19 protein-coding genes are annotated in these 20414 nt (G+C 64.6%); 10 read left to right on the forward strand and 9 right to left on the reverse strand.

What is annotated here, in order from left to right; genetic code table 11:
* Nucleotides 1-129 precede the first annotated feature (129 nt).
* The 5 genes from queC (at nucleotide 130) to CI15_RS06665 (ending at nucleotide 3718) form a co-directional block, all read left to right on the forward strand.
* Entirely contained in the window at nucleotides 130-861 is a 732-nt protein-coding gene (gene queC / locus CI15_RS06645) for a 7-cyano-7-deazaguanine synthase QueC (protein ID WP_062125420.1), read from the forward strand.
* 54 nt (nucleotides 862-915) lie between these two features.
* The gene (gene queE, locus CI15_RS06650; RefSeq protein WP_062125422.1) at nucleotides 916-1548 is read left to right on the forward strand and encodes a 7-carboxy-7-deazaguanine synthase; all 633 of its coding nucleotides are present in this window, start codon (nucleotides 916-918) and stop codon (nucleotides 1546-1548) included.
* Nucleotides 1549-1557: 9 nt separating this feature from the next.
* Nucleotides 1558-2001 carry a 6-carboxytetrahydropterin synthase QueD gene (gene queD / locus CI15_RS06655; RefSeq protein ID WP_153041082.1) on the forward strand — a complete coding sequence of 148 codons (444 nt, stop codon included), beginning with the start codon at nucleotides 1558-1560 and terminating at the stop codon, nucleotides 1999-2001.
* Between the two features lie 203 nt (nucleotides 2002-2204).
* Nucleotides 2205-2987, forward strand: a complete 783-nt coding sequence (locus tag CI15_RS06660) for an HpcH/HpaI aldolase family protein (RefSeq protein WP_062125426.1) — start codon at nucleotides 2205-2207, stop codon at nucleotides 2985-2987.
* Nucleotides 2984-3718, forward strand: a complete 735-nt coding sequence (locus tag CI15_RS06665) for a tetratricopeptide repeat protein (protein ID WP_062125427.1) — start codon at nucleotides 2984-2986, stop codon at nucleotides 3716-3718. Before CI15_RS06660 ends, CI15_RS06665 begins: the two co-directional genes overlap by 4 nt.
* 66 nt (nucleotides 3719-3784) lie before the next feature.
* Here CI15_RS06665 and rodA read toward each other — a convergent pair whose 3' ends face one another.
* From rodA to CI15_RS06690, 5 genes are all read right to left on the reverse strand, one after another.
* The gene (gene rodA / locus CI15_RS06670; protein WP_062125429.1) at nucleotides 3785-4933 is read right to left on the reverse strand and encodes a rod shape-determining protein RodA; all 1149 of its coding nucleotides are present in this window, start codon (nucleotides 4931-4933) and stop codon (nucleotides 3785-3787) included.
* 10 nt (nucleotides 4934-4943) lie between these two features.
* A complete protein-coding gene (mrdA, locus tag CI15_RS06675) occupies nucleotides 4944-7337 on the reverse strand; it encodes a penicillin-binding protein 2 (RefSeq protein ID WP_062125431.1) in 2394 nt (797 codons plus the stop codon).
* 79 nt (nucleotides 7338-7416) lie between these two features.
* Nucleotides 7417-7929 (reverse strand): rod shape-determining protein MreD, encoded by a 513-nt coding sequence (gene mreD / locus CI15_RS06680; protein WP_062125434.1) that lies wholly within the window; start codon nucleotides 7927-7929, stop codon nucleotides 7417-7419.
* Nucleotides 7926-9059 (reverse strand): rod shape-determining protein MreC, encoded by a 1134-nt coding sequence (gene mreC, locus CI15_RS06685; RefSeq protein WP_062125435.1) that lies wholly within the window; start codon nucleotides 9057-9059, stop codon nucleotides 7926-7928. The genes mreD and mreC overlap by 4 nt, the downstream gene beginning before the upstream one ends.
* 154 nt (nucleotides 9060-9213) lie before the next feature.
* The gene (locus tag CI15_RS06690) at nucleotides 9214-10257 is read right to left on the reverse strand and encodes a rod shape-determining protein (protein WP_004189550.1); all 1044 of its coding nucleotides are present in this window, start codon (nucleotides 10255-10257) and stop codon (nucleotides 9214-9216) included.
* Between the two features lie 375 nt (nucleotides 10258-10632).
* On the opposite strand from CI15_RS06690, the gene gatC reads away from it, so the two are divergent.
* The 5 genes from gatC to CI15_RS06715 all read left to right on the forward strand — a co-directional run bounded on the left by gatC (nucleotide 10633) and on the right by CI15_RS06715 (nucleotide 15879).
* A complete protein-coding gene (gatC, locus tag CI15_RS06695; protein ID WP_018419087.1) occupies nucleotides 10633-10932 on the forward strand; it encodes an Asp-tRNA(Asn)/Glu-tRNA(Gln) amidotransferase subunit GatC in 300 nt (99 codons plus the stop codon).
* 158 nt (nucleotides 10933-11090) lie between these two features.
* On the forward strand, nucleotides 11091-12578 hold the full coding sequence (gene gatA / locus CI15_RS06700) for an Asp-tRNA(Asn)/Glu-tRNA(Gln) amidotransferase subunit GatA (RefSeq protein ID WP_062125438.1): 1488 nt from the start codon (nucleotides 11091-11093) through the stop codon (nucleotides 12576-12578).
* Nucleotides 12579-12583: 5 nt separating this feature from the next.
* Nucleotides 12584-14059 carry an Asp-tRNA(Asn)/Glu-tRNA(Gln) amidotransferase subunit GatB gene (gene gatB / locus CI15_RS06705; protein WP_062125445.1) on the forward strand — a complete coding sequence of 492 codons (1476 nt, stop codon included), beginning with the start codon at nucleotides 12584-12586 and terminating at the stop codon, nucleotides 14057-14059.
* A gap of 142 nt (nucleotides 14060-14201) precedes the next feature.
* Entirely contained in the window at nucleotides 14202-15041 is an 840-nt protein-coding gene (locus CI15_RS06710; RefSeq protein WP_062125447.1) for a PPK2 family polyphosphate kinase, read from the forward strand.
* A gap of 52 nt (nucleotides 15042-15093) precedes the next feature.
* Nucleotides 15094-15879, forward strand: a complete 786-nt coding sequence (locus CI15_RS06715; protein WP_062125448.1) for an exodeoxyribonuclease III — start codon at nucleotides 15094-15096, stop codon at nucleotides 15877-15879.
* 45 nt (nucleotides 15880-15924) lie between these two features.
* Here CI15_RS06715 and CI15_RS35205 read toward each other — a convergent pair whose 3' ends face one another.
* The 4 genes from CI15_RS35205 to metX are packed head-to-tail and all read right to left on the reverse strand — an operon-like array spanning nucleotide 15925 to nucleotide 20358.
* A complete protein-coding gene (locus tag CI15_RS35205; protein WP_420915848.1) occupies nucleotides 15925-17202 on the reverse strand; it encodes a M48 family metalloprotease in 1278 nt (425 codons plus the stop codon).
* A complete protein-coding gene (locus tag CI15_RS06725) occupies nucleotides 17199-18593 on the reverse strand; it encodes an AmpG family muropeptide MFS transporter (protein WP_062125450.1) in 1395 nt (464 codons plus the stop codon). The genes CI15_RS35205 and CI15_RS06725 overlap by 4 nt, the downstream gene beginning before the upstream one ends.
* A 14-nt stretch (nucleotides 18594-18607) precedes the next feature.
* Nucleotides 18608-19216 carry a methionine biosynthesis protein MetW gene (metW, locus tag CI15_RS06730; protein ID WP_062125452.1) on the reverse strand — a complete coding sequence of 203 codons (609 nt, stop codon included), beginning with the start codon at nucleotides 19214-19216 and terminating at the stop codon, nucleotides 18608-18610.
* Nucleotides 19213-20358, reverse strand: coding sequence for a homoserine O-succinyltransferase MetX (metX, locus tag CI15_RS06735; RefSeq protein ID WP_062125454.1), 1146 nt, complete (start codon nucleotides 20356-20358; stop codon nucleotides 19213-19215). Before metX ends, metW begins: the two co-directional genes overlap by 4 nt.
* Between the last annotated feature and the right edge of the window lie 56 nt (nucleotides 20359-20414).

The following is a 20414-nucleotide window of genomic DNA, read 5'->3' on the forward strand; positions in this document are numbered from 1 at the left end:
AGCCACTTTCACGCGCAACGCGCGACCTATACTGCTTTGGGCCGGCACAGTGCCGGCACACGTCGCGCCGCGTAGTGTGAGCGCACCTCGCGCGGCGCGACGTGGCACTCTCATTCACGGAGTATCACGGTGATCCGCAAAGACGCTAAGCGTAGCGCGCTCGTGCTGTTTTCCGGCGGCCAGGATTCCGCCACGTGTCTCGCGTGGGCGCTCGATCGTTACGATACGGTCGAAACGCTCGGCTTCGATTATGGTCAGCGGCATCGCGTCGAGCTCGAGTGCCGCGAGGGGTTCCGTCAGGCCATCACGCGCGCGTTTCCGGCGTGGGCCGATCGTCTCGGTGACGATCACATGATCGACCTGTCGCTGCTCGGCGCGATCAGCGACACCGCGATGACGCGCGAGATCGAGATTCAGGCCACGAGCAATGGTTTGCCGAACACGTTCGTGCCGGGCCGCAATCTGATGTTCATGACGATCGCGGCGGCCATTGCGTATCGGCGCGGTTTGCAGGTGCTGGTCGGCGGGATGTGCGAGACGGATTTCTCGGGCTACCCCGATTGCCGCGACGACACGATGAAAGCGCTGCAGGTCGCGCTGAACCTCGGCATGGACACGCGCTTCGCGCTGGAGACGCCGCTGATGTGGCTCGACAAGGCCGACACGTGGCGTCTCGCGCACGAGCTCGGCGGCGACGAACTGGTTGAACTGGTGCGCGTCGAGACGCATACCTGCTACGTCGGCGAACGCGCCGAGTTGCACTCGTGGGGCTTCGGCTGCGGCGAATGCCCGGCATGCCGGTTGCGCAAACGTGGCTATGAAGCGTATCTCGCCGGCGAAAAAGTCACCGAGCCGGTGTGACGGTTCGCGCGAAAGCGCCCATCATTGATTCAGGAACACAGGACAGAAAGCAGCATGACGTACGTGGTCAAGGAAATCTTCTACACGTTGCAGGGCGAGGGCGCGAATGCCGGGCGACCGGCCGTGTTCTGCCGCTTCGCGGGCTGCAATCTGTGGTCTGGCCGCGAAGAGGATCGCGCGGAAGCCGTCTGCCGTTTCTGCGATACCGATTTCGTCGGCACCGACGGCGAGAACGGTGGCAAGTACCGCACGCCTGACGAACTCGTCGCGATGATCGCGTCGCAGTGGCCGCAAGGCGAGGGCGAGCGTTTCGTCGTGTGCACCGGCGGCGAGCCGATGCTGCAACTCGATCAGCCGCTTGTCGATGCGCTGCACGCGGCCGGTTTCGAGATCGCGATCGAGACCAACGGTTCGCTGCCGGTGCTCGACACGATCGACTGGATCTGCGTGAGCCCGAAGGCCGACGCGCCGCTCGTCGTGACGAAGGGCAACGAACTGAAAGTCGTGATTCCGCAGGACAACCAGCGTCTCGCCGACTATGCGAAGCTCGACTTCGAGTATTTCCTCGTCCAGCCGATGGACGGTCCGTCGCGCGACATCAACACGAAGCTCGCGATCGACTGGTGCAAACGTCATCCGCAGTGGCGCCTGTCGATGCAGACTCACAAGTATCTGAACATTCCCTGATTTGCCGTGCTGACGATTACCCGAAAACTCGAATTCGACGCGGGCCACCGCATTCCCGATCACCGCAGCCAATGCCGTAATCTGCACGGCCATCGCTACGTGCTCGAAATCACGCTGCAAGGCGATCTCGTCGACACCGAAGGCGCGCCCGATCGCGGCATGGTCATGGACTTCGCCGACGTGAAGTCGCTCGCAAACGAACACCTGGTCGACAGGTGGGACCACGCGTTTCTCGTCTTCGAAGGCGATACTCAGGTGCGTGGCTTCCTCGACAGCATGGCGGGTCACAAGACCGTCGTGATCGATCGCATTCCCACGGTCGAAAATCTCGCCGCGATTGCGTTCGACATCCTCGCGAACGTGTACGACGCGCACTACGGCGTGAACCTGCGGCTGCATAAAGTGCGTCTGTACGAGACGCCGAACTGCTGGGCCGACGTGGTCCGCGACTAGCTCCCCACCTCGGTCCACGCCCCGCCGCGCGAGCAAGCCCTCGCGTTATTGTCACGGTATGATCGTTCCGACAACCACACGGAGCGAGACATGCCGGTCCCCGCATTGCGTCACAGCAGGCATCGAGGCCTTCCGCGCCCCGCTGCCTGCCTGATTCGCTATCTGGCCCCGCTTCGCGTTACACACCTGCGCGAGGCCAGCCGATGAGCACCTTCACCAACTCCCTCAAACAACGTCTGAAGGACAACACGCCGCTGTTCGGGCTGTGGCTGTCGCTCGGCAGCGAGGCCGCGGCCGAAGCGCTGGCGCACGCCGGCTTCGACTGGCTGCTGATCGACATGGAGCACGCCCCCAACGACAGCGGCGGCGTCGAGTCGCAATTGCGCGCAATCGCCGCCGCCCATCTGCCGAGCGAACCGGTGGTGCGCGTGCCGGCGAGCGAGCCTTGGCTCGTCAAGCGCGTGCTCGACGCTGGCGCCCGCACGCTGATGTTCCCGAACATCGAATCAGCCGACGACGCGGCACGCGCCGTGCGACTCACCCAATATCCGACCGCCGAGGCGCTCGACGGCTTGCGCGGCGTCGCTGGCGTCGTGCGCGCGGCAGGCTACGGCATGCGGCGCGATTACGTGCAAACGGCCAACGCGCAGATCGCGACGATCGTGCAGATCGAATCGGCGCGTGGCTTGCAGGAGGTCGAGCAGATCGCGGCGACGCCGGGTGTCGATTGCCTGTTCGTCGGGCCGGCCGATCTGGCCGCGAGCCTCGGTCATCTCGGCGACGCGAAGCACGCGGACGTGCAGGCGGCGATGGCGCGGATCGTCAGCGCAGCGGACAAGGCGGGCATTGCCGCCGGCATTTTCGCGATGGATGCGGCGAGCGCGCGGCAGCATCGCGACGCCGGTTTTCGCTTCGTCGCGCTGGCCGCCGACGTGATCTGGATGTTGCGCGCGACGCGTCAGGCATTGCAGGAGGTGAGGTCATGAACGGCAGAGTGCAGGGCGTCGCTGCGCGAATGATGGTACGGGTGAGCGCGCACCTGACGGTCGCGGCGGCGCTGCTCGTGAGTGGCGCGTGGGACGCCGCGTACGCGCAGGACCGCGTCGCGAAGTCGGAGGATCCGCAGACGCAATCCGCGGTGGCCGACTACAACGCCGGCAATCTCGGCGCCGCGCTGAACGAATTCCGTCAGGCCGCCGAGCGCGGCAGCCGGCTCGCCGAATTCAACTACGCGATGATGCTGCTCAATGGCGAGGGCACGCCGGTCAACGTCGACGAAGGCAAGAAGTGGCTGCGCAAGGCCGCCGACGCGAACATGTCGCACGCGCAATACGTGTACGGCAAGATGTACGACGATGGCGAGTTCGTCGAGCGCGATCCGGTGGAGGCGCATCGCTGGTTCATGAAGGCGGCGGCGCAAGGGCACGTCCAAGCGGAGCTTGCGCTCGCGAACCAGTTCCTCGACGGACGAGGCACCGAGCGCGACAACCGGCAGGCGTTCGTCTGGTACAAGAAAGCGGCGCAGGGCGGCGACATGACCGCGCAGTACGTGACGGGCTCGTTCTATGAGCGCGGCGGCGATGGCGTCGACCGGAATCTGAATGTGGCGCGTGCGTATTACGCGGCCGCGGCGGCGCAGGGCGATCCCGCGGCGCGCCTGAAGTACCAGCAGTTGAGCGCGCAGTTGCGCGATCAGAAGGAAGTGAAACCGCAGTAACGCAAAAGGGCGCTCGCGAGGAGCGCCCTTTCTGCATTTCCGATCGCAGCGTGTTGCTGGACGTGGTTAGCTCTGCATCAACCGCTTCTGTCGCGCGACGCTCATGATCAGCCCGATCGCGACGCCCAAGGTAGTCAGCGCGGTGCCGCCGTAACTCATGAACGGCAATGGCACGCCGACCACCGGCAGAATCCCGCTCACCATGCCGATATTGACGAACGCGTAGGTAAAGAACGCCATCGTCAAGGAGCCCGCCAATAGTCGCCCGAACAAGGTCGCCCCATTGGCCGCGATAAACAGCCCGCGCGCGATCAATAGCATGTACAGCGTGAGCAGCACGATCCCGCCCGCCAAACCGAACTCTTCCGAAAACACCGCGAAGATGAAGTCGGTGTGTTTCTCGGGGATGAACTCCAGATGCGCCTGGGTGCCCTTCAGCCAACCCTTGCCGAGCGGGCCGCCCGAACCGATCGCGATCACCGCCTGAATCGTGTGGAAGCCTTTGCCGAGCGGGTCCGAGGTCGGATCGAGCAGCGTGCAGATACGGTGCTTCTGGTAGTCGTGCATCAGCGGCCACTGCACTTCGGGCTGACAGATCTTGTCCTGGAACGCCGCGATCGACCCCACCGCGATCACGGCTGCAATCAGCACCGGCACGATCAGCTTGAAGCTCAGTCCCGCGAAATAAATCACGAACAAACCGGCCGCGAACACGAGCACGGCCGTGCCGAGGTCAGGCTGCTTCGCGATCAGGCCGACCGGCACGATCAGGATCACGAAGCCGACCAGATAGTCGTACCAGCGCATCACCCCTTCGCGGCGCTGGAAGTACCAGGCGAGCATCAGCGGGGTCGCGATCTTCAGGATTTCCGACGGCTGGATCACCACGCCGACGTTGATCCAACGCTTCGCGCCCTTGCGCGTGAGGCCGAACATGGCGACCGCGACCAGTAACGCGATCCCGAAGGTGTAAAGCGGGACCGCGAAGCGCATCAGCGTAGTGGGCGGCACATTGGCGAGCGCCCACATCAGCACGAAGGTCAGCAGGATGTTGCGCAACTGGTCTTCAACGCGGCCCGGCATGTCGAGAGTCGCGCTGTACAGCGTGACGATGCCCACGCACAACAGCAGAAACACGATCAGTGCGAGCGGACGGTCGAAGCCCACGAACATCCGTTTGATGCGATCGAGCCAGGCGCGCTTGTCGAATTGCATGCCTTTCTCCTTATTCGTCGATGCCGCCGGCGGCCGGCTGGCGCGGCGACGCGTCCTGGACGCTGTCCTCGCGCGAGGGCGCTGCGACCGTCGGCGCCGGCGTGCTCGCCGGACGGGGTTTGTGCGGAGCGTCGGGCGAACGCGACGCGGACTTCTTGGCAGCGGCCGACGCCGAAGCGGGCTTGGCTGCCGACGCAGCGCGGGCTGCGGTAGCGGAAGCGAGCTTCGGCGCGCTGGCCGGCGACGTTGCCGACGCGCCAGCCGACGCGGCCTCCGACGCAGACGCGCCGGTCGCGCCATTCGCGCCCGAAGCCGCCACCGCCGTCGATGCTCCCGAAGCCGCCGCGGCAGCCGTCGCGGGCGGCGCTCCAGGTATCGGCAGTGCCGTAAAGCCCGCCGCAATCTTGAGCGGCTGAGCACTGTCATGCGATGCCGGCGTGTCGCCGACCTGCGGCGCGGATGCTTCCGGCGTGGCCGATGCCGCCGCCGTGACGGCCGCTTCCTCCGCCCCTGGTTTGTTCCTGCCGACCAGATAGTAGTCGAGCACCTTGCGCGCGATCGGACCGGCCGATTCCGCGCCCCAGCCGCCGTTTTCGACGATCAGCGCGAGCGCGATCTTCGGTTGCTCGACCGGCGCGAACGCGATGAACAGCGCGTGATCGCGCAGATTTTCGGGGATCGCGTGACCCTTGTAATTCGCTCCCTGCAGCGAGTACACCTGCGCGGTACCGGTCTTGCCGGCCGCCTGGTACGGTGCGCCCGCAAACACCTTGGCCGCCGTGCCGTTCGTCACGACGCCTTCCATCGCGCGCTTGATGAAGTCGATGTCCTGCTGCCTGACATTGATCTTGTCGCTCGGATCGCGCACGACCGGCCGGGTGTCCTTCGTGATCGGATTTTCGATGTCGCGCACGAGGTGCGGTTTCATCACGACGCCGTTGTTCGCGAGCGTCGCGGTGGCATGCGCGAGTTGCAGGATCGTGAACGAGTTGTAGCCCTGGCCGATGCCGAGGCTGACCGTCTCGCCTTCGTACCACTTCTGCTGCTCGGGGCGGCGGTACGCGTGGCGCTTCCAGTCGGTCGACGGCAGGATGCCCTTCGCCTCGCCCGTGATGTCGATGCCGGTGATCTGCCCAAAGCCCCAAGGCTTCATGAAGTTCGCGATGTTGTTGACGCCGAGATCGTGCGCGAGCATGTAGAAGTACGTGTCGTTCGACACGACGATCGCGCGGTTCATGTCGACCCAGCCTTGGCCCGAGCGCACGTCGTTACGGAACGTGTGGCCGCCGAACGTGTAGTAGCCCGGATCCTGAAAACCCCAGCTCGGCGTGCGCTTATGCAGCGTCAGCGCGGCGAGCGCCATGAACGGCTTGTAGGTCGAGCCCGGCGGATAGGTGCCGTGCAGCGGCCGGTTCAAGAGCGGATGGTCGGGCGAGTTGTTCAACTCGTCCCAGGTCTGCTGGTCGATGCCGTCGACGAAGGAGTTCGGATCGAAGCTCGGCGCCGAGACGAACGCGAGCACGTCGCCGGTGGACGGCTCGATCGCGACGAGTGCGCCGCGGTGTCCCGCGAACGCCTGCTCGGCAACCTGCTGCAGACCGATGTCGAGCGACAGCATCAGGTTGTTGCCCGGCGTCGCCTGAGTGCGCGACAGCGTGCGCACAGGGCGGCCGCCCGCCGTCACCTCGACTTCCTCGAAACCGGTCTGGCCGTGCAGCTCGGTCTCGTAGCTCTGCTCGACGCCGATCTTGCCGATGTAATCGGTGCCCTTGTAGTTGTTCGCGTCCAGACGCGGATCGTAATGGTCCGGATCGCTGTCGTTCTGATCGCTCGCGTCGTCGATGCGGTCCTGGTCGCGCTGCGAAATCCGCCCGATGTAGCCGATCACGTGAGCGGCGGTCGGCCCGAGCGGGTATTGGCGGAACAACCGCGCGCGCACTTCGACGCCGGGGAAGCGGAAGCGTTGCGCGGTGAAGCGCGCGACTTCGTCGTCGGTCAGGCGGGTGCGGATCGGCAGACTTTCGAAGTTCTTCGAGTCTTCCTGCAGCTTCTTGAAGCGGCGGCGGTCGCGCGCATCGATCGACACGACCGTGGCGAGGTTGTCGATCACGTTCTCGAGCGTGTCGTTCAACTTCGACGGCGTGATTTCGAGCGTGTACGCCGAGTAGTTCTTCGCGAGCACGACGCCGTTGCGGTCGGTGATGATGCCGCGGTTCGGCACGATCGGCGCGACGGAGATGCGGTTCTCATCGGCCTGCAGCGAGTATTTGCTGTAGTGCCAGACCTGCAGGAACAGAAAGCGGAAGCCGATCAGCCCGAAGCAGATGAACACGAACAGGCCCGCCGCCGCGACGCGCAGGCGGAATTTCGTGAGCTGCTGTTGAGTGTCGTTGAATTCGGTCATGCGATTCTGCAAAAGGCCGGCAGGTGGCCATCAAGAGTGTGCGCCCAAACCGGCCGCGGCCGGTGGGCTCGATGCGGGATCAAATGGGGCGGGTATCGTCCGGGTCGGCGGGACGGCGCTGCGGCATCAGCAACAAGATGCTCGCGACCGGCCACAGCGCGGCTTCGACGAAACCGTCGATCAGATAACTCCAGCCAGGAAATGCCGCGCCGGTCAACAGCCGGATCACGAATGGCACCAGTTGCGCGACGACGAGCAGCGGCATCACCGCGAACGTCTGCACACCGAGCGACATCCACAACACGCGGCGATGAATCGTGATCGCGCCGTACGACAGCAGCGTGTACGCGAGCGCATGCTCGCCGAGCAGGCTCGCGTTGTGCACGTCCATCAGCAGGCCGAGCATAAACGCGATGCCCATGCCGACCTTGCGCGGTTGATGCACATTCCAGAACAGCAGCACGAGCGCGACGAAATCGGGCACGCCGGCGAGACGCCCCCACGGCATCAGGTTCAGCAGGAACGCGGTGGCGAGGCTGAACGCGATGAAGTACGGGTTGACCGGCTGCAGGATGTATTGCGGACGGTTCATGGCTGAGCCCCCGGCTCGGCTTGCGGCTTCGCGTTCTTCACGGCGGCCGGTTTTTCGGTTTTCCGGTCGGCGGCAGGTTTTTCGGACTTCTTGTCGGCAGCTTTGGCCGGCGCCTTTTCCGCGGATTTGACAGCGGGCTTCTCGGCCGGGCTTTTGTCGGCGGCGTTCTTCTCGGCTGGCTTGGCGGCGGATTTGTCCGTCGCGCTCTTGCCTTCCGTCGCTTTGCCGGCCTTCTTCGCTTTCGCGTCCTTCGCGACGGTTGCCGCGTCGGGTTCGTCAGCCGGGCGCGGCGGCGCGTTGTTCTGGACGTGCAGTACGAGCACCTGACGCGCGCCGCGCACCGCCGCGACGGGCAGACTGACCACGCGCGCAAACGCGGTGTCGGCCTGTCTGTCGACGCGCACGACTTTCGCGACCGGCAGCCCGGGCGGATACACGCCGTCGAGGCCGCTCGTGACGAGCTCGTCGCCGGCTTGCACGTCGGCGCTAATCGGCACGAAGCGCAGATCGAGCGTGTCACCCTTCGGCGTGCCGTAGATCACGCTGCGCAAGCCGGTGCGCAGGATCTCGACCGGCACGGCCTGGTCCTTGTCCGTCAGCAGCGTGACCTCGGCTTGCAGCGGGAATACTCGGGTGACCTGGCCGATCACGCCGTCTTCGTCGACGACCGGCGAGCCGTTCTGGATTCCTTGCTGCGCGCCGCGCCCGATCACGACCTTCTGCGTGAACGGGTCACGCGTGTCGTACTGGATTTCGGCGGGCAGCGATTGCGTGGTGAGGCGCTGCGACAGTTCCAGCAGCGCGCGCAGATGACCATTTTCGGCGGCGAGCGACGCGGCCGTGTTGGCTTGCTGCGACAGTTGCAAATCCTTCGCGCGCAGCGTCGCGTTTTCGTTGCGCAGATTGGCGCTCGTCACGGCGAGATCGGCGGCGCCCATGAAGATGTCGCGCGGCACGAGCGCCGCGCGCTGCAACGGATAAAGACCCGCGCCGAGCACGCCGCGGACGATTTCGAGCGTCTGGAAGCGGGCATCGGAGATCAGCAGGGCGAGCGCCAGCACGACGAAGAACACCAGTCGGGCGAGAGCGGAAGGGCCTTGCTTGAACAGGGGCGGCGGACTGTATTCCATGGTCGGCGCCGGGGGCGTGAGCGGTTGGGTGAGACTGCGGCGCGCGGGGCGCGCGCGGTCAGCGCGCGGCGGCTGGTCGGCCCAGCCAACGACAAAGCGGCCCGCAAGGGGCCGTTTGCCAGATCCGCGCTACTGACATGGGAGAAAAGCTCGCTTACTCGTACGAGAAGATACTGCCGAGCTTGTCCATGCGTTCGAGCGCCATGCCCGAGCCGCGCACGACGCAGGTCAGCGGGTCTTCGGCGACGAGCACCGGCAGGCCGGTTTCTTCGGCGAGCAGGCGGTCCAGATCGCGCAGCAGCGCACCGCCGCCCGTGAGCATCATGCCGCGTTCGGCGATGTCGGCGCCGAGTTCCGGCGGCGTTTGCTCGAGTGCGATCTTCACCGACGACACGATCTGGTTCAGCGGATCGGTCAGCGCTTCGAGGATTTCGTTGCTGGAGATCGTGAAGCTGCGCGGAATGCCTTCCGACAGATTGCGACCCTTCACTTCCATTTCCTTGACTTCGGAGCCCGGGAACGCGGAGCCGATTTCCTTCTTGATGGCCTCGGCGGTCTGTTCGCCGATCAGCATGCCGTAGTTGCGGCGGATGTAGTTGACGATCGCTTCGTCGAACTTGTCGCCGCCGACGCGCACCGAGCCCTTGTACACGATGCCGCCGAGCGAGATCACGCCGACTTCGGTCGTGCCGCCGCCGATGTCGACGACCATCGAGCCCGTGGCTTCCGATACCGGCAGGCCCGCGCCGATCGCGGCGGCCATCGGTTCTTCGATCAGGTACACCTGCGAGGCGCCCGCGCCGTGCGCGGCTTCCTTGATCGCGCGGCGCTCGACCTGGGTCGAGCCGCACGGTACGCAAATGATGATGCGCGGCGACGGCGAGAACATGCGCGATTCGTGAGCAGTCTTGATGAACTGCTTGATCATCTGCTCGGTGACGGTGAAGTCGGCGATCACGCCGTCCTTCATTGGGCGGATCGCCTCGATGTTGCCCGGCACCTTGCCGAGCATCTGCTTGGCTTCCTTGCCGACTGCCTGGATGGTCTTCTTGCCGTTGGGGCCGCCTTCCTGGCGGATCGAAACCACCGACGGTTCGTCGAGAACGATGCCCTTGCCACGCATGTAGATGAGCGTATTGGCGGTGCCGAGGTCAATGGCCAGATCGTTAGAGAAGTAGCTGCGCAAAAAACCGAACATTCAAAATCCTGTCTCGCTGGGGGCCGAGCCTCGCACCGTATGCGTAGGGCGGCAGCGGAAAAATAACAGCTTCAACCGGGCGGTAGCGTCGCCACAGGAACTTGAAGCTGCGGGGGAGTCTACCGGAGGCCGTTGCAAAGCCAAGGCACAAAGCGCCGAACGTTCTTTGGAATTGTCCGTAAGGCCTTGGTAAGTCGGTCCGGGTTTGGGTCGAACGCGTAATGATACCTTATAATTTTGGATGTTTTGAAGGAAACGGAGCGCACATTTTGCCGTTGCGGCTCCTTTTTCGGGATTGTCCTATTTTGTCGTAACCCGCTGTTACAACGCGACTTTTTTTAAGTGTTGTGACAATCCACCCTTTCCGGTGACTGCATGGCTCTGACCCTGACCGATGTAAAACGCATCGCGCATCTTGCGCGTCTCGAACTGGCGGATGCCGACGCCGAGCACACACGTGCCCAGCTCAATGATTTTTTCGGCCTCGTCGAGCAGATGCAGGCGGTCGATACGACCGGCATCGCGCCGCTTGCCCACCCGATCGAACAGATCGAAGACGTCGCGCTGCGTCTGCGTGACGACGCCGTCACCGAGACGGTCGAGCGCGAGGCTTTCCAGCGCCCCGCGCCCGCCGTGCAGGACGGCCTGTACCTCGTGCCGAAGGTGATCGAATAAGACCCGTCGGGCAGGCCCCAGCTCTGGCGCCGGCGCGAGCCTCCGTGCCACCGCCGCGCGGCTTCGCCGCGAACCTTGCCGGGCCGGTCTGCCGACGGGCAACCGAACGCCTCCACGGCAGCGTGACCACGCTGCCGCGCTTTCCAGGATAAAACGCAATGCATGAAAAAAGTCTGACCGAACTGCGCGCCGCGCTCGCGGCCAAGGAATGCTCCGCAGTCGAACTGGCGCAGCTATACCTGAAGCGGATCGACGCGGCCAATAGCCTGAACGCGTTCATCCAGGTCGATCCCGAATTGACGCTCGCGCAGGCGAAAGCCGCCGACGCGCTGCTGCACACCGGCCACGCCGGCCCGCTGGTCGGCCTGCCGATCGCGCATAAAGACGTGTTCGTCACGAAAGGCTGGCGCTCCACGGCCGGCTCGAAGATGCTTGCGGACTACCAAAGCCCGTTCGACGCGACCGTGGTCGCGCGTCTGCAGAACGCCGGCATGGTGTGCGTGGGCAAGACCAATATGGATGAGTTCGCGATGGGCTCGTCCAACGAGAATTCGTACTTCGGCGCCGTGCAGAATCCGTGGGACCGCAAGGCGGTGCCGGGCGGTTCGTCGGGCGGTTCGGCGGCCGCCGTGGCCGCGCGTCTCGCGCCCGCCGCGACCGGCACCGACACCGGCGGCTCGATCCGCCAGCCGGCGTCGTTCGCGGGCATCACCGGGATCAAGCCGACGTATGGGCGCGTGTCGCGCTACGGCATGATCGCGTTCGCATCGTCGCTCGATCAGGGCGGCCCGATGGCGCAAAGCGCCGCGGATTGCGCGACGCTGCTCAACGCCATGGCTGGCTTCGACGAGCGCGACTCGACGAGCCTCTCGCATGAGCACGAGGACTACACGCGCTACCTCGGCAAGTCCTGGCAGGACGGCGGCGCGGACAAGCCGCTCGCCGGTCTGCGCATCGGTCTGCCGAAGGAGTACTTCGGCGCCGGTCTCGCCGACGACGTGCGCGCATCGATCGACGCCGCGTTGAAACAATACGAAGCGCTCGGCGCGACGCTCGTCGAGGTGTCGCTGCCGAAAACCGAACTGTCGATCCCGGTCTACTACGTGATCGCGCCGGCGGAAGCCTCGTCGAACCTGTCGCGTTTCGACGGCGTTCGCTTTGGCCATCGCGCGGCGGAGTACCGCGATCTGCTCGACATGTACAAGAAGTCGCGCGCCGAAGGCTTCGGCCCGGAAGTAAAGCGCCGCATTCTGGTCGGCACCTACGTGCTGTCGCACGGCTATTACGACGCGTACTACCTGCAGGCGCAGAAGATCCGCCGCATCATCGCGCAGGACTTCCAGGAAGCGTTCAAGCAGTGCGACGTAATCATGGGACCGGTCGCGCCGTCGGTGGCGTGGGACATCGGCGCGAAGGGCGACGATCCCGTGCAGATGTATCTGGCCGACATCTACACGCTGTCGGTGAGCCTCGCCGGCCTGCCGGGCATGAGCGTGCCGTGCGGTTTCGGCGCGGGCGCGAATGCGCAGCGGCCGGTCGGTCTGCAGATCATCGGCAACTATTTCAATGAAGCCCGGATGCTGCAGGTGGCCGACGCGTTCCAGCGCGCCACCGACTGGCACCGTCAGGCACCGGCAGGAGTGTGAGCACCATGACCAAACAATGGGAAGTCGTGATCGGTCTGGAGACCCACACGCAGTTGTCGACGCATTCGAAGATCTTCTCGGGCACCGCGACGCAATTCGGCGCCGCGCCGAACACGCAGGCGAGCCCCGTCGATCTGGCGCTGCCGGGCACGCTGCCGGTGATGAACCGCGGCGCGGTCGAGCGCGCCATTCAATTCGGCCTCTCGATCGGCGCAACGATCGCGCCGCGCAGCATCTTCGCGCGCAAGAATTATTTCTACCCCGATCTGCCGAAGGGCTACCAGATCAGCCAGTACGAAATTCCCGTCGTGCAGGGCGGTCAGGTGACGATCCAGGTGCCGGCCAACGAAAAGGCGGGTAAGGAAGCGTACGAAAAGACCATCAACCTGACGCGCGCTCACCTCGAAGAAGACGCGGGCAAGTCGCTGCACGAAGACTTCGCGGGCATGACCGGCATCGATCTGAATCGCGCCGGCACGCCGCTGCTCGAAATCGTCACCGAGCCGGAAATGCGCAGCGCGGCCGAGGCGGTCGCCTATGCGAAGACGCTGCATACGCTCGTCGTGTGGCTCGGCATCTGCGACGGCAACATGCAGGAAGGCTCGTTCCGCTGCGATGCGAACGTGTCGGTGCGCCCGCTCGGTCAGCAGGAATTCGGCACGCGCGCCGAGATCAAGAACCTGAACTCGTTCCGCTTCCTCGAAGAGGCGATCCAGTACGAAGTGCGTCGCCAGATCGAGCTGATCGAAGACGGTGGCACGGTGGTGCAGGAAACGCGTCTGTACGATCCGGACAAGCGCGAAACGCGCTCGATGCGCAGCAAGGAAGACGCGCACGACTACCGCTATTTCCCCGATCCGGACCTGATGCCGCTCGTGATCGACGCCGCATGGGTCGAGCGCGTGAAGAGCGGGATGCCGGAGCTGCCCGAAGCGATCCAGCAGCGCTTCGTGTCGCAGTACGGCCTCACGCCCTACGACGCGAACGTGCTGACCTCGAGCAAGGCGTCGGCAGCTTACTTCGAAGCGGTGGTCGCGAAGGCCGGTCCGGCCAATGCGAAGGTCGCGGCGAACTGGGTGATGGGCGAGGTGTCGTCGCAGCTCAATCGCGAAGGTCTCGACATTGCCGCGTGCCCGGTGTCGGCCGGGCAGCTCGCGCTGCTGCTGCAACGTATCGCCGACGGCACGATCTCGAACAAGATCGCGAAGGAAATCTTCCTCGCCATCTGGGAAGAGAAGGCCACCGACGAAGCCGCCGCCGATCGCATCATCGAGGCGAAAGGCCTGAAGCAGATCTCGGATACCGGCGCGCTCGAAGCGATCATCGACGAAGTGCTCGCCGCGAACCAGAAATCGGTCGAGGAATTCCGCGCCGGCAAGGAAAAGGCGTTCAACGCGCTGATCGGCCAGGCGATGAAGGCGACCAAGGGTAAGGCCAACCCTGCTCAGGTCAATGAATTGCTGAAGAAGAAGCTGTCCTGAATCGAAGTGCCGCGACCGGGCGTGATTACGCCCTCGCCACCACGGGCCGTTGCCGGATTGAAGCGGGGCAACGGCCCGTCTTGTTTTACGGACCCGCTTCAACCCGTTAAGCGTAGGTAAGCGTAGACCACGGAGTGTGTGCATGGCAAAGCAAGCCGATCTCGACGATTTCCTCGTGCCGTATTTCGACGAAGGCAAGAAAAAAGACCCCTTCTCGCTCGACCATTTCGATCCCAGGGCGAAGCCGTTTTCGAACGGCTCGAAAGACGCGGACCGCGCGCGTCTGTCGGAGATCGGCCTGCTGCTCGACAACCTGCAGGAACGGCTGCACGCGCAGCGCAAGCGTCGCGTGCTGCTGGTGCTGCAAGGCATGGACACGAGCGGCAAGGACGGCACGATTCGCGCGGTGTTCCACGAAGTCGATCCGCTTGGCTTGCGGATCGTGCCGTTCAAGGCGCCGACGCCTGTCGAACTCGCGCACGATTTCCTGTGGCGCGTGCATTCGCAGGCGCCCGCGGCCGGCGAACTGACCATCTTCAACCGCAGTCATTACGAAGACCTGCTGGTGCCGACCGTGCACGGCGAGCTCGATGCCGACGCGTTCCAGAAGCGCTGCTGCCACATCCGTCAGTTCGAGGAGATGCTCGCCTACAGCGGCACGACGATCGTCAAGTGCATGCTGCACATTTCGAAGGACGAGCAGCGTGCGCGTTTGCAGGCGCGCATCGACGATCCGCTGAAGCACTGGAAATTCGATGTGTCGGATCTCGAAGCGCGCAAGCAGTGGGACGCGTATCAGTCCGCGTATCGCGACGCGCTGGCCGCGACGTCGACCGAATACGCGCCGTGGTACGTGATTCCGGCCGACTCGAAGACGCATCGCAACGTGATGGTCGGCGAACTGCTGCTGCGCACGCTCGACGGGCTGAAGCTCGAATATCCGCCCGCCAAAGAATCGCTGAAGGGCGTCAAGGTCGAGTGAGCTCGACCCGCCCCTTTGGCTTCACAAACGAATCGAACAAAAGAGGAACGACATGTTGCGTGTGATTACCGCCAACCTCAACGGCATCCGCTCGGCGGCGAAGAAGGGCTTTTTCGACTGGTTCGGCGAACAGAGCGCCGACGTGCTGTGCGTGCAGGAAATCAAATGCTCGCAGGACGACATGACGCCGGAGTTCATGGCCCCGCACGATTTCACCGGCTATTTCCAGCATGCGGTGAAAAAAGGCTATAGCGGCGCAGGCGTTTATACGCGTCATGAGCCGGACGAAGTGGTGATCGGCTTCGGCAGCGAGGAGTTCGATCCCGAAGGGCGTTATGTCGAGCTGCGTTTCGGCAAGCTGTCGGTGATCTCGGTGTACGTGCCGTCGGGGTCGAGCGGCGACGAACGCCAGCAGGCCAAGTACCGTTTCATGGACGAGTTCATGCCGCATCTCGCCGAGCTGGCGAACGAGCGCGAAGTGATCGTGTGCGGCGACGTGAACATCGTGCACAAGGAAATCGACATCAAGAACTGGAAGAGCAACCAGAAGAATTCGGGCTGCCTGCCCGAAGAGCGCGCGTGGCTCGACAAACTGTTCGACGAAGTCGGCTATGTGGACGTGTTCCGCACGCTCGACCAGCGGCCCGAGCAGTACACGTGGTGGAGCAATCGCGGTCAGGCGTACGCGAAGAACGTCGGGTGGCGGATCGATTACCAGATCGCGACACCGGGCATCGCCAGTAAGGCCAAGCGCACCGACGTGTTCCGCGATATCAAGTTCAGCGACCATGCGCCGCTGACCGTCGACTACGACCACAAGGTCAAGATCAAGAAGTAAGCGCGCTGCGGCGCTCGAGGGCGCCGTTGTCCGAGCGCAGCGCTATCAGTCGCGCGCCGGCTTGCGGGTCGGCCGGCCGATGCCCGCGTAGTCGGGCAACTCGTCGACGCTCTTGCCGATTGCCTTCGCGTACAACGGCAGCATATCCGGCAGTCGCTTGACGATGTCTTCGCGGCGCGCCGGCGTGTACGGGTGCACGTAGATGAAGCCGCGTTCGCCCATACCGCGCGTCGCCTGCGCGAGCTTGTCCCACAGCGTGACCGCCGCGCGCGGATCGAAGCCGGCGCGCGAGGCGATATCGCTGCCGATCACGTCGGCTTCGGTTTCGTCGGTGCTTTCGTATTTCATTTCCAGCAGACGCGAACCGATGCCTAGCGGCGCCATGCCCAAATCGGCGAGGCCGAACAACTGCGGGATCGTGCCGGACGAATCGAGCTGGCTCGCCTGCAGCTGACCGAGTCGCATGCGCGCGTGCTCGCGCAATGCATGCGCGATCTCGTGGCCGATCAGCATGCCGAGCTCGTTGTCGTTCAGGCGCATGCGATCGAGTATCCCGCTGTAGACGACGATCTTGCCGCCCGGCAGGCAGTACATGCGGATGTCGTTGGAGCGCACCACCGCGACTTCCCACTTCCAGCTCTTGGCTCGCTCGTTCCATTTCAGCGAGTACGGAATCATCCTGTCGATGATCGAGCGCACGCGTGTCACGCGCGCGTCGGTGTCGCCGTAGAGGCGGTTCGCGTGGCTGGCGCCGTAGACGATCTGGTTGAATTCCCCGGCGGCCTGCGCTTCGAGCATCGTCGACGGGATCAGGTTGCGGAACACCATGTAGCCGCCGTAGCGCAGTTGCGGGCTCACGTAGTACGGCGGCGGCACGGCCGCGGGGGCCGAGGTCGCGGCGGGCGCTTTGGCGGCGGCGGGTGCTTGCGCGGACGACGGCGCGGAGCCGGGTACGGCGGTGCCCGGAGCGCTGGCGCTAGCGCCGGGCGTGCTCGGGGCGCTCGCGTTGGCGCCGGTCGCGGTGCTGTTGTTCGGGACCGGGTTGGCGCCGCCGGCGCCGCTGGTGCCGGGCGCAGCCGATGCCGGGTTCTCCACGCCGACGCCGCTAGTCGCGGCGGCGGCAGCCGGCGCGGGAGCTTGCGCATTGCCGACCGCGCTGCCACCGGTCGGAGCGCCGGCCGCATAGGCACCCGACGACACCGCCAGCGCGACGCTCGCGCAGCCGAACAACCATCCGACGCCAAGCGCCGCGCGGCTCGGATCATTCGATGAAACCCGAGTCGTGGCGAGGCGGCGCGCGCGTGTCGAAGGCCGTACCTTCACGACCGGTCCCTCCACGGCGCGATACGCAACAGCAGCAGCATGCCGGGCACCGCGAGCACGGTACACAGGATGAAATAGTCGAACCAGCCGATTCGCGCGACCACATAGCCGCTCGCCGCCGACGCGAGCGTGCGCGGCACCGACGCGAGGCTCGTGAACAGTGCGAACTGCGTCGCGGTGTAGCGCGGATCGGTAGTGCTCGCGATATACGCGGTGAACGCGGCCATCGTCAGGCCGGTAGCGAAGGTTTCGAAGCCGTAGACGAGCGCGAGCGCGACCGAGCGCGGATCGAGTTGCACGCTCCAGTCGATGCCGATGAACGACAGCAGCTTCGTCGTCCCCTGGCTCATTGCGACGGCGATGTCGTAGATCGCGGCGAGTCCGGGCGAATCCGGGCCGAGATGCGCGAGCCACGCGAAGCCGAGCGTCGACACCATCTGCAGCAAGCCGAAAATCCACAAGCCGCGACCGATGCCGATTTTCATCAGCCAGATCCCGCCGACGATCCCGCCGGCGAGACTCGCGCCAAACGCCGTGGTCTTCGCGATCACACCGATCTGCGTGCGCGAAAAGCCGATGTCGAGGAAGAACGACGTGGACAGCGTGGTCGCCATCGTATCGCCGAGCTTGTACAGAAAGATGAAGCCGAGCACGAAGAGGGCGCCGCGCCAGCCATCGCGCTGAATGAATTCCCTGAACGGCTCGACGATCGCTTCGCGCAGATTCTTCGGCGGCTTGCCGTGCACCTCGGGTTCGCGCACGACCAGCGTCATCAGAACGCCCGGCAGCATGAACGCGGCCGTCACGATGAACACGGTGCTCCACGGCAGATGATCGGACAAAATCAGCGCGAGCGAACCGGGCACGAGCGCGGCGATCTTGTACGCGTTCACGTGCACCGCGTTGCCGAGGCCTTGTTGCGTGTCGCTGAGCAATTCACGCCGATACGCGTCGATCACGATATCGGAGCTCGCACCGAAGAACGCGACCAGGGCGGTCAGCGCGGCGACGGTCCAGATCGATTCGCGCGGCGACACGAAGCCGAGCGTCGCCATGGCGCCGGCCACCAGCAACTGCGTGACGAGCATCCAGCCGCGCCGTCGGCCGGGGCGCCAGCCGGGCAAGCGCGGCACGTAGCGGTCCATCAGCGGTGCCCAGACGAATTTCCACGTGTACGGAAACTGGATCAGCGCGAACAGGCCGATTTCCTTCAGATTGACGCCTTCCGAGCGCAGCCACGCCTGCACGAGGTAGACGAGCGTAAACAGCGGCAATCCCGACGTGAAGCCGAGAAAGACGCAAATCAGCATGCGCGTATTCAAAAACGCGCGCCAGCCGGGATGTTCTTCGTGAGCGGTAAGTGCGGGCGCCTCGTGCGGCGGGTTCGACATGTGGATAAGTGGCGTTAGCTTTTCTTGACGCGATAGACCGCAAGACTACCACGCCAGTTCACGCCCCAACGCACCACCTGTCCGTCGTGCAGCACGATGCGATCGAGAATTTCGATGCCGACCTCGGGCGCGAGCGCTTCGAAGTCCTTGATCGTCAACACGCGCACGTTCGGCGTGTTGTGCCATTGAAAAGGCAGCGACTTCGATACCGGCATGCGCCCCTGTAGCACCGACAGCCGATGCGCCCAGTAACCGAAATTCGGAAACGACACGATGCATTCCTTGCCGACGCGCACCGTCTCGCGCAGGATCGCCGCGGTCTGATGAATGGTTTGCAGCGTCTGCGACAGCACCGCGAAATCGAAGCTGCCGTCCTCGAACAGCCGCAGCCCGTCTTCGAGATTCTGCTGGATCACGTTGACGCCGTTCTGCGTCGAGGCCAACACGCCCGCGTCGTTGATCTCGATGCCATAGCCCTGCACGTCCAGTTCTTCGCTCAGCAGCGACAGCAGCGAGCCGTCGCCGCAGCCGAGATCGAGCACGGTCGAGCGTGGTTCGACCCAGCGGGCGATCGCGCGGAAGTCCGGGCGCGATGCCAGGTAATCAAGTGCTCGCTGGTTCATGCGTTGACCTCGTTTGCAATGCGTTCGTAGTAGGCGCGCAGCAGGTTGTGATAGCGCGCGTCGTCGAGCAGGAAGGCGTCATGGCCGTGTGGCGCGTCGATCTCCGCATAGGTGACCGTGCGCTTGTGATCGAGCAGCGCCTTCACCAGTTCGCGCGAGCGTGTCGGCGCGAAACGCCAGTCAGTCGTGAAGCTCGCGATCAGATATTTCGCGGTGGTGTGCGCGAGCGCCGCGGTCAGATCGCCGTCGAAGGCCTTGGCCGGATCGAAGTAGTCGAGCGCGCGCGTGATCAGCAGGTAGGTGTTCGCATCGAAGTAGTCGGCGAATTTGTCGCCCTGATAGCGCAGATACGATTCCACTTCGAACTCGACGTCGAAGTTGAAGTTGTAGTCATCGAGCGCACCTTCGGCGCGACGCAGCGAGCGGCCGAATTTCTCGGCCATGTCATCGTCCGACAGATACGTGATGTGGCCGATCATGCGCGCGACCCGCAGGCCACGCTTCGGCTTCACGCCGTGCGCGTAGTAGTTGCCACCGTGAAAGTCCGGGTCCGAGAGGATGGCCGAGCGCGCGACCTCGTTGAACGCGATGTTCTGCGCGGACAGCTTCGGCGTCGACGCGACCACGATGCAATGGGCGACGCGCTCCGGATACATCATGCTCCACGCAAGCGCCTGCATGCCGCCGAGGCTGCCGCCCATCACGGCGGCGAAGCGCGTGATGCCGAACGCGTCGGCGACGCGCGCCTGCGCGTTGACCCAGTCTTCGACGGTGACGACCGGAAACGTCGCGCCATACGGCTTGCCGGTGGTGGGGTCGATGCTCATCGGTCCGGTCGAGCCGAAGCACGAGCCGAGGTTGTTCACGCCGATGACGAAGAACTTGTCGGTGTCGAGCGGCTTGCCCGGGCCGACCATGTTGTCCCACCAGCCGATGTCCTTCGGATTGTCGGCGTATACGCCCGCCACGTGATGCGATGCGTTGAGCGCGTGGCACACGAGCACCGCATTGCTGCGCGCCGCATTGAGCGTGCCGTAGGTCTCGACCATCAGGTCATAGCCCGCAAGCGAGCTGCCGTTGCGCAATGGCAGCGGCTCGGTGAAATGCATTTTTTGGGGAGCGACGATGCCGATGGAGTCCATTCATTCCGCCATTGAGTCAACAGGGCGGCTAAACGGCGTCGGCGAAGCGCGAAGAG

The sequence above is a fragment of the Paraburkholderia monticola genome (genome assembly GCF_001580545.1).
GTDB lineage: Bacteria > Pseudomonadota > Gammaproteobacteria > Burkholderiales > Burkholderiaceae > Paraburkholderia > Paraburkholderia monticola.

Excerpts from the sequence above, each read along its gene's own strand:
- queE (WP_062125422.1), top strand. The coding sequence starts at position 916 with ATGACGTACGTGGTCAAGGAAATCTTCTACACGTTGCAGGGCGAGGGC.
- CI15_RS06660 (WP_062125426.1), top strand. The coding sequence starts at position 2,205 with ATGAGCACCTTCACCAACTCCCTCAAACAACGTCTGAAGGACAACACG.
- CI15_RS06665 (WP_062125427.1), top strand. The coding sequence starts at position 2,984 with ATGAACGGCAGAGTGCAGGGCGTCGCTGCGCGAATGATGGTACGGGTG.
- rodA (WP_062125429.1), bottom strand. The coding sequence starts at position 4,933 with ATGCAATTCGACAAGCGCGCCTGGCTCGATCGCATCAAACGGATGTTC.
- mrdA (WP_062125431.1), bottom strand. The coding sequence starts at position 7,337 with ATGACCGAATTCAACGACACTCAACAGCAGCTCACGAAATTCCGCCTG.
- mreD (WP_062125434.1), bottom strand. The coding sequence starts at position 7,929 with ATGAACCGTCCGCAATACATCCTGCAGCCGGTCAACCCGTACTTCATC.
- mreC (WP_062125435.1), bottom strand. The coding sequence starts at position 9,059 with ATGGAATACAGTCCGCCGCCCCTGTTCAAGCAAGGCCCTTCCGCTCTC.
- CI15_RS06690 (WP_004189550.1), bottom strand. The coding sequence starts at position 10,257 with ATGTTCGGTTTTTTGCGCAGCTACTTCTCTAACGATCTGGCCATTGAC.
- gatC (WP_018419087.1), top strand. The coding sequence starts at position 10,633 with ATGGCTCTGACCCTGACCGATGTAAAACGCATCGCGCATCTTGCGCGT.
- gatA (WP_062125438.1), top strand. The coding sequence starts at position 11,091 with ATGCATGAAAAAAGTCTGACCGAACTGCGCGCCGCGCTCGCGGCCAAG.
- gatB (WP_062125445.1), top strand. The coding sequence starts at position 12,584 with ATGACCAAACAATGGGAAGTCGTGATCGGTCTGGAGACCCACACGCAG.
- CI15_RS06710 (WP_062125447.1), top strand. The coding sequence starts at position 14,202 with ATGGCAAAGCAAGCCGATCTCGACGATTTCCTCGTGCCGTATTTCGAC.
- CI15_RS06715 (WP_062125448.1), top strand. The coding sequence starts at position 15,094 with ATGTTGCGTGTGATTACCGCCAACCTCAACGGCATCCGCTCGGCGGCG.
- CI15_RS06725 (WP_062125450.1), bottom strand. The coding sequence starts at position 18,593 with ATGTCGAACCCGCCGCACGAGGCGCCCGCACTTACCGCTCACGAAGAA.
- metW (WP_062125452.1), bottom strand. The coding sequence starts at position 19,216 with ATGAACCAGCGAGCACTTGATTACCTGGCATCGCGCCCGGACTTCCGC.
- metX (WP_062125454.1), bottom strand. The coding sequence starts at position 20,358 with ATGGACTCCATCGGCATCGTCGCTCCCCAAAAAATGCATTTCACCGAG.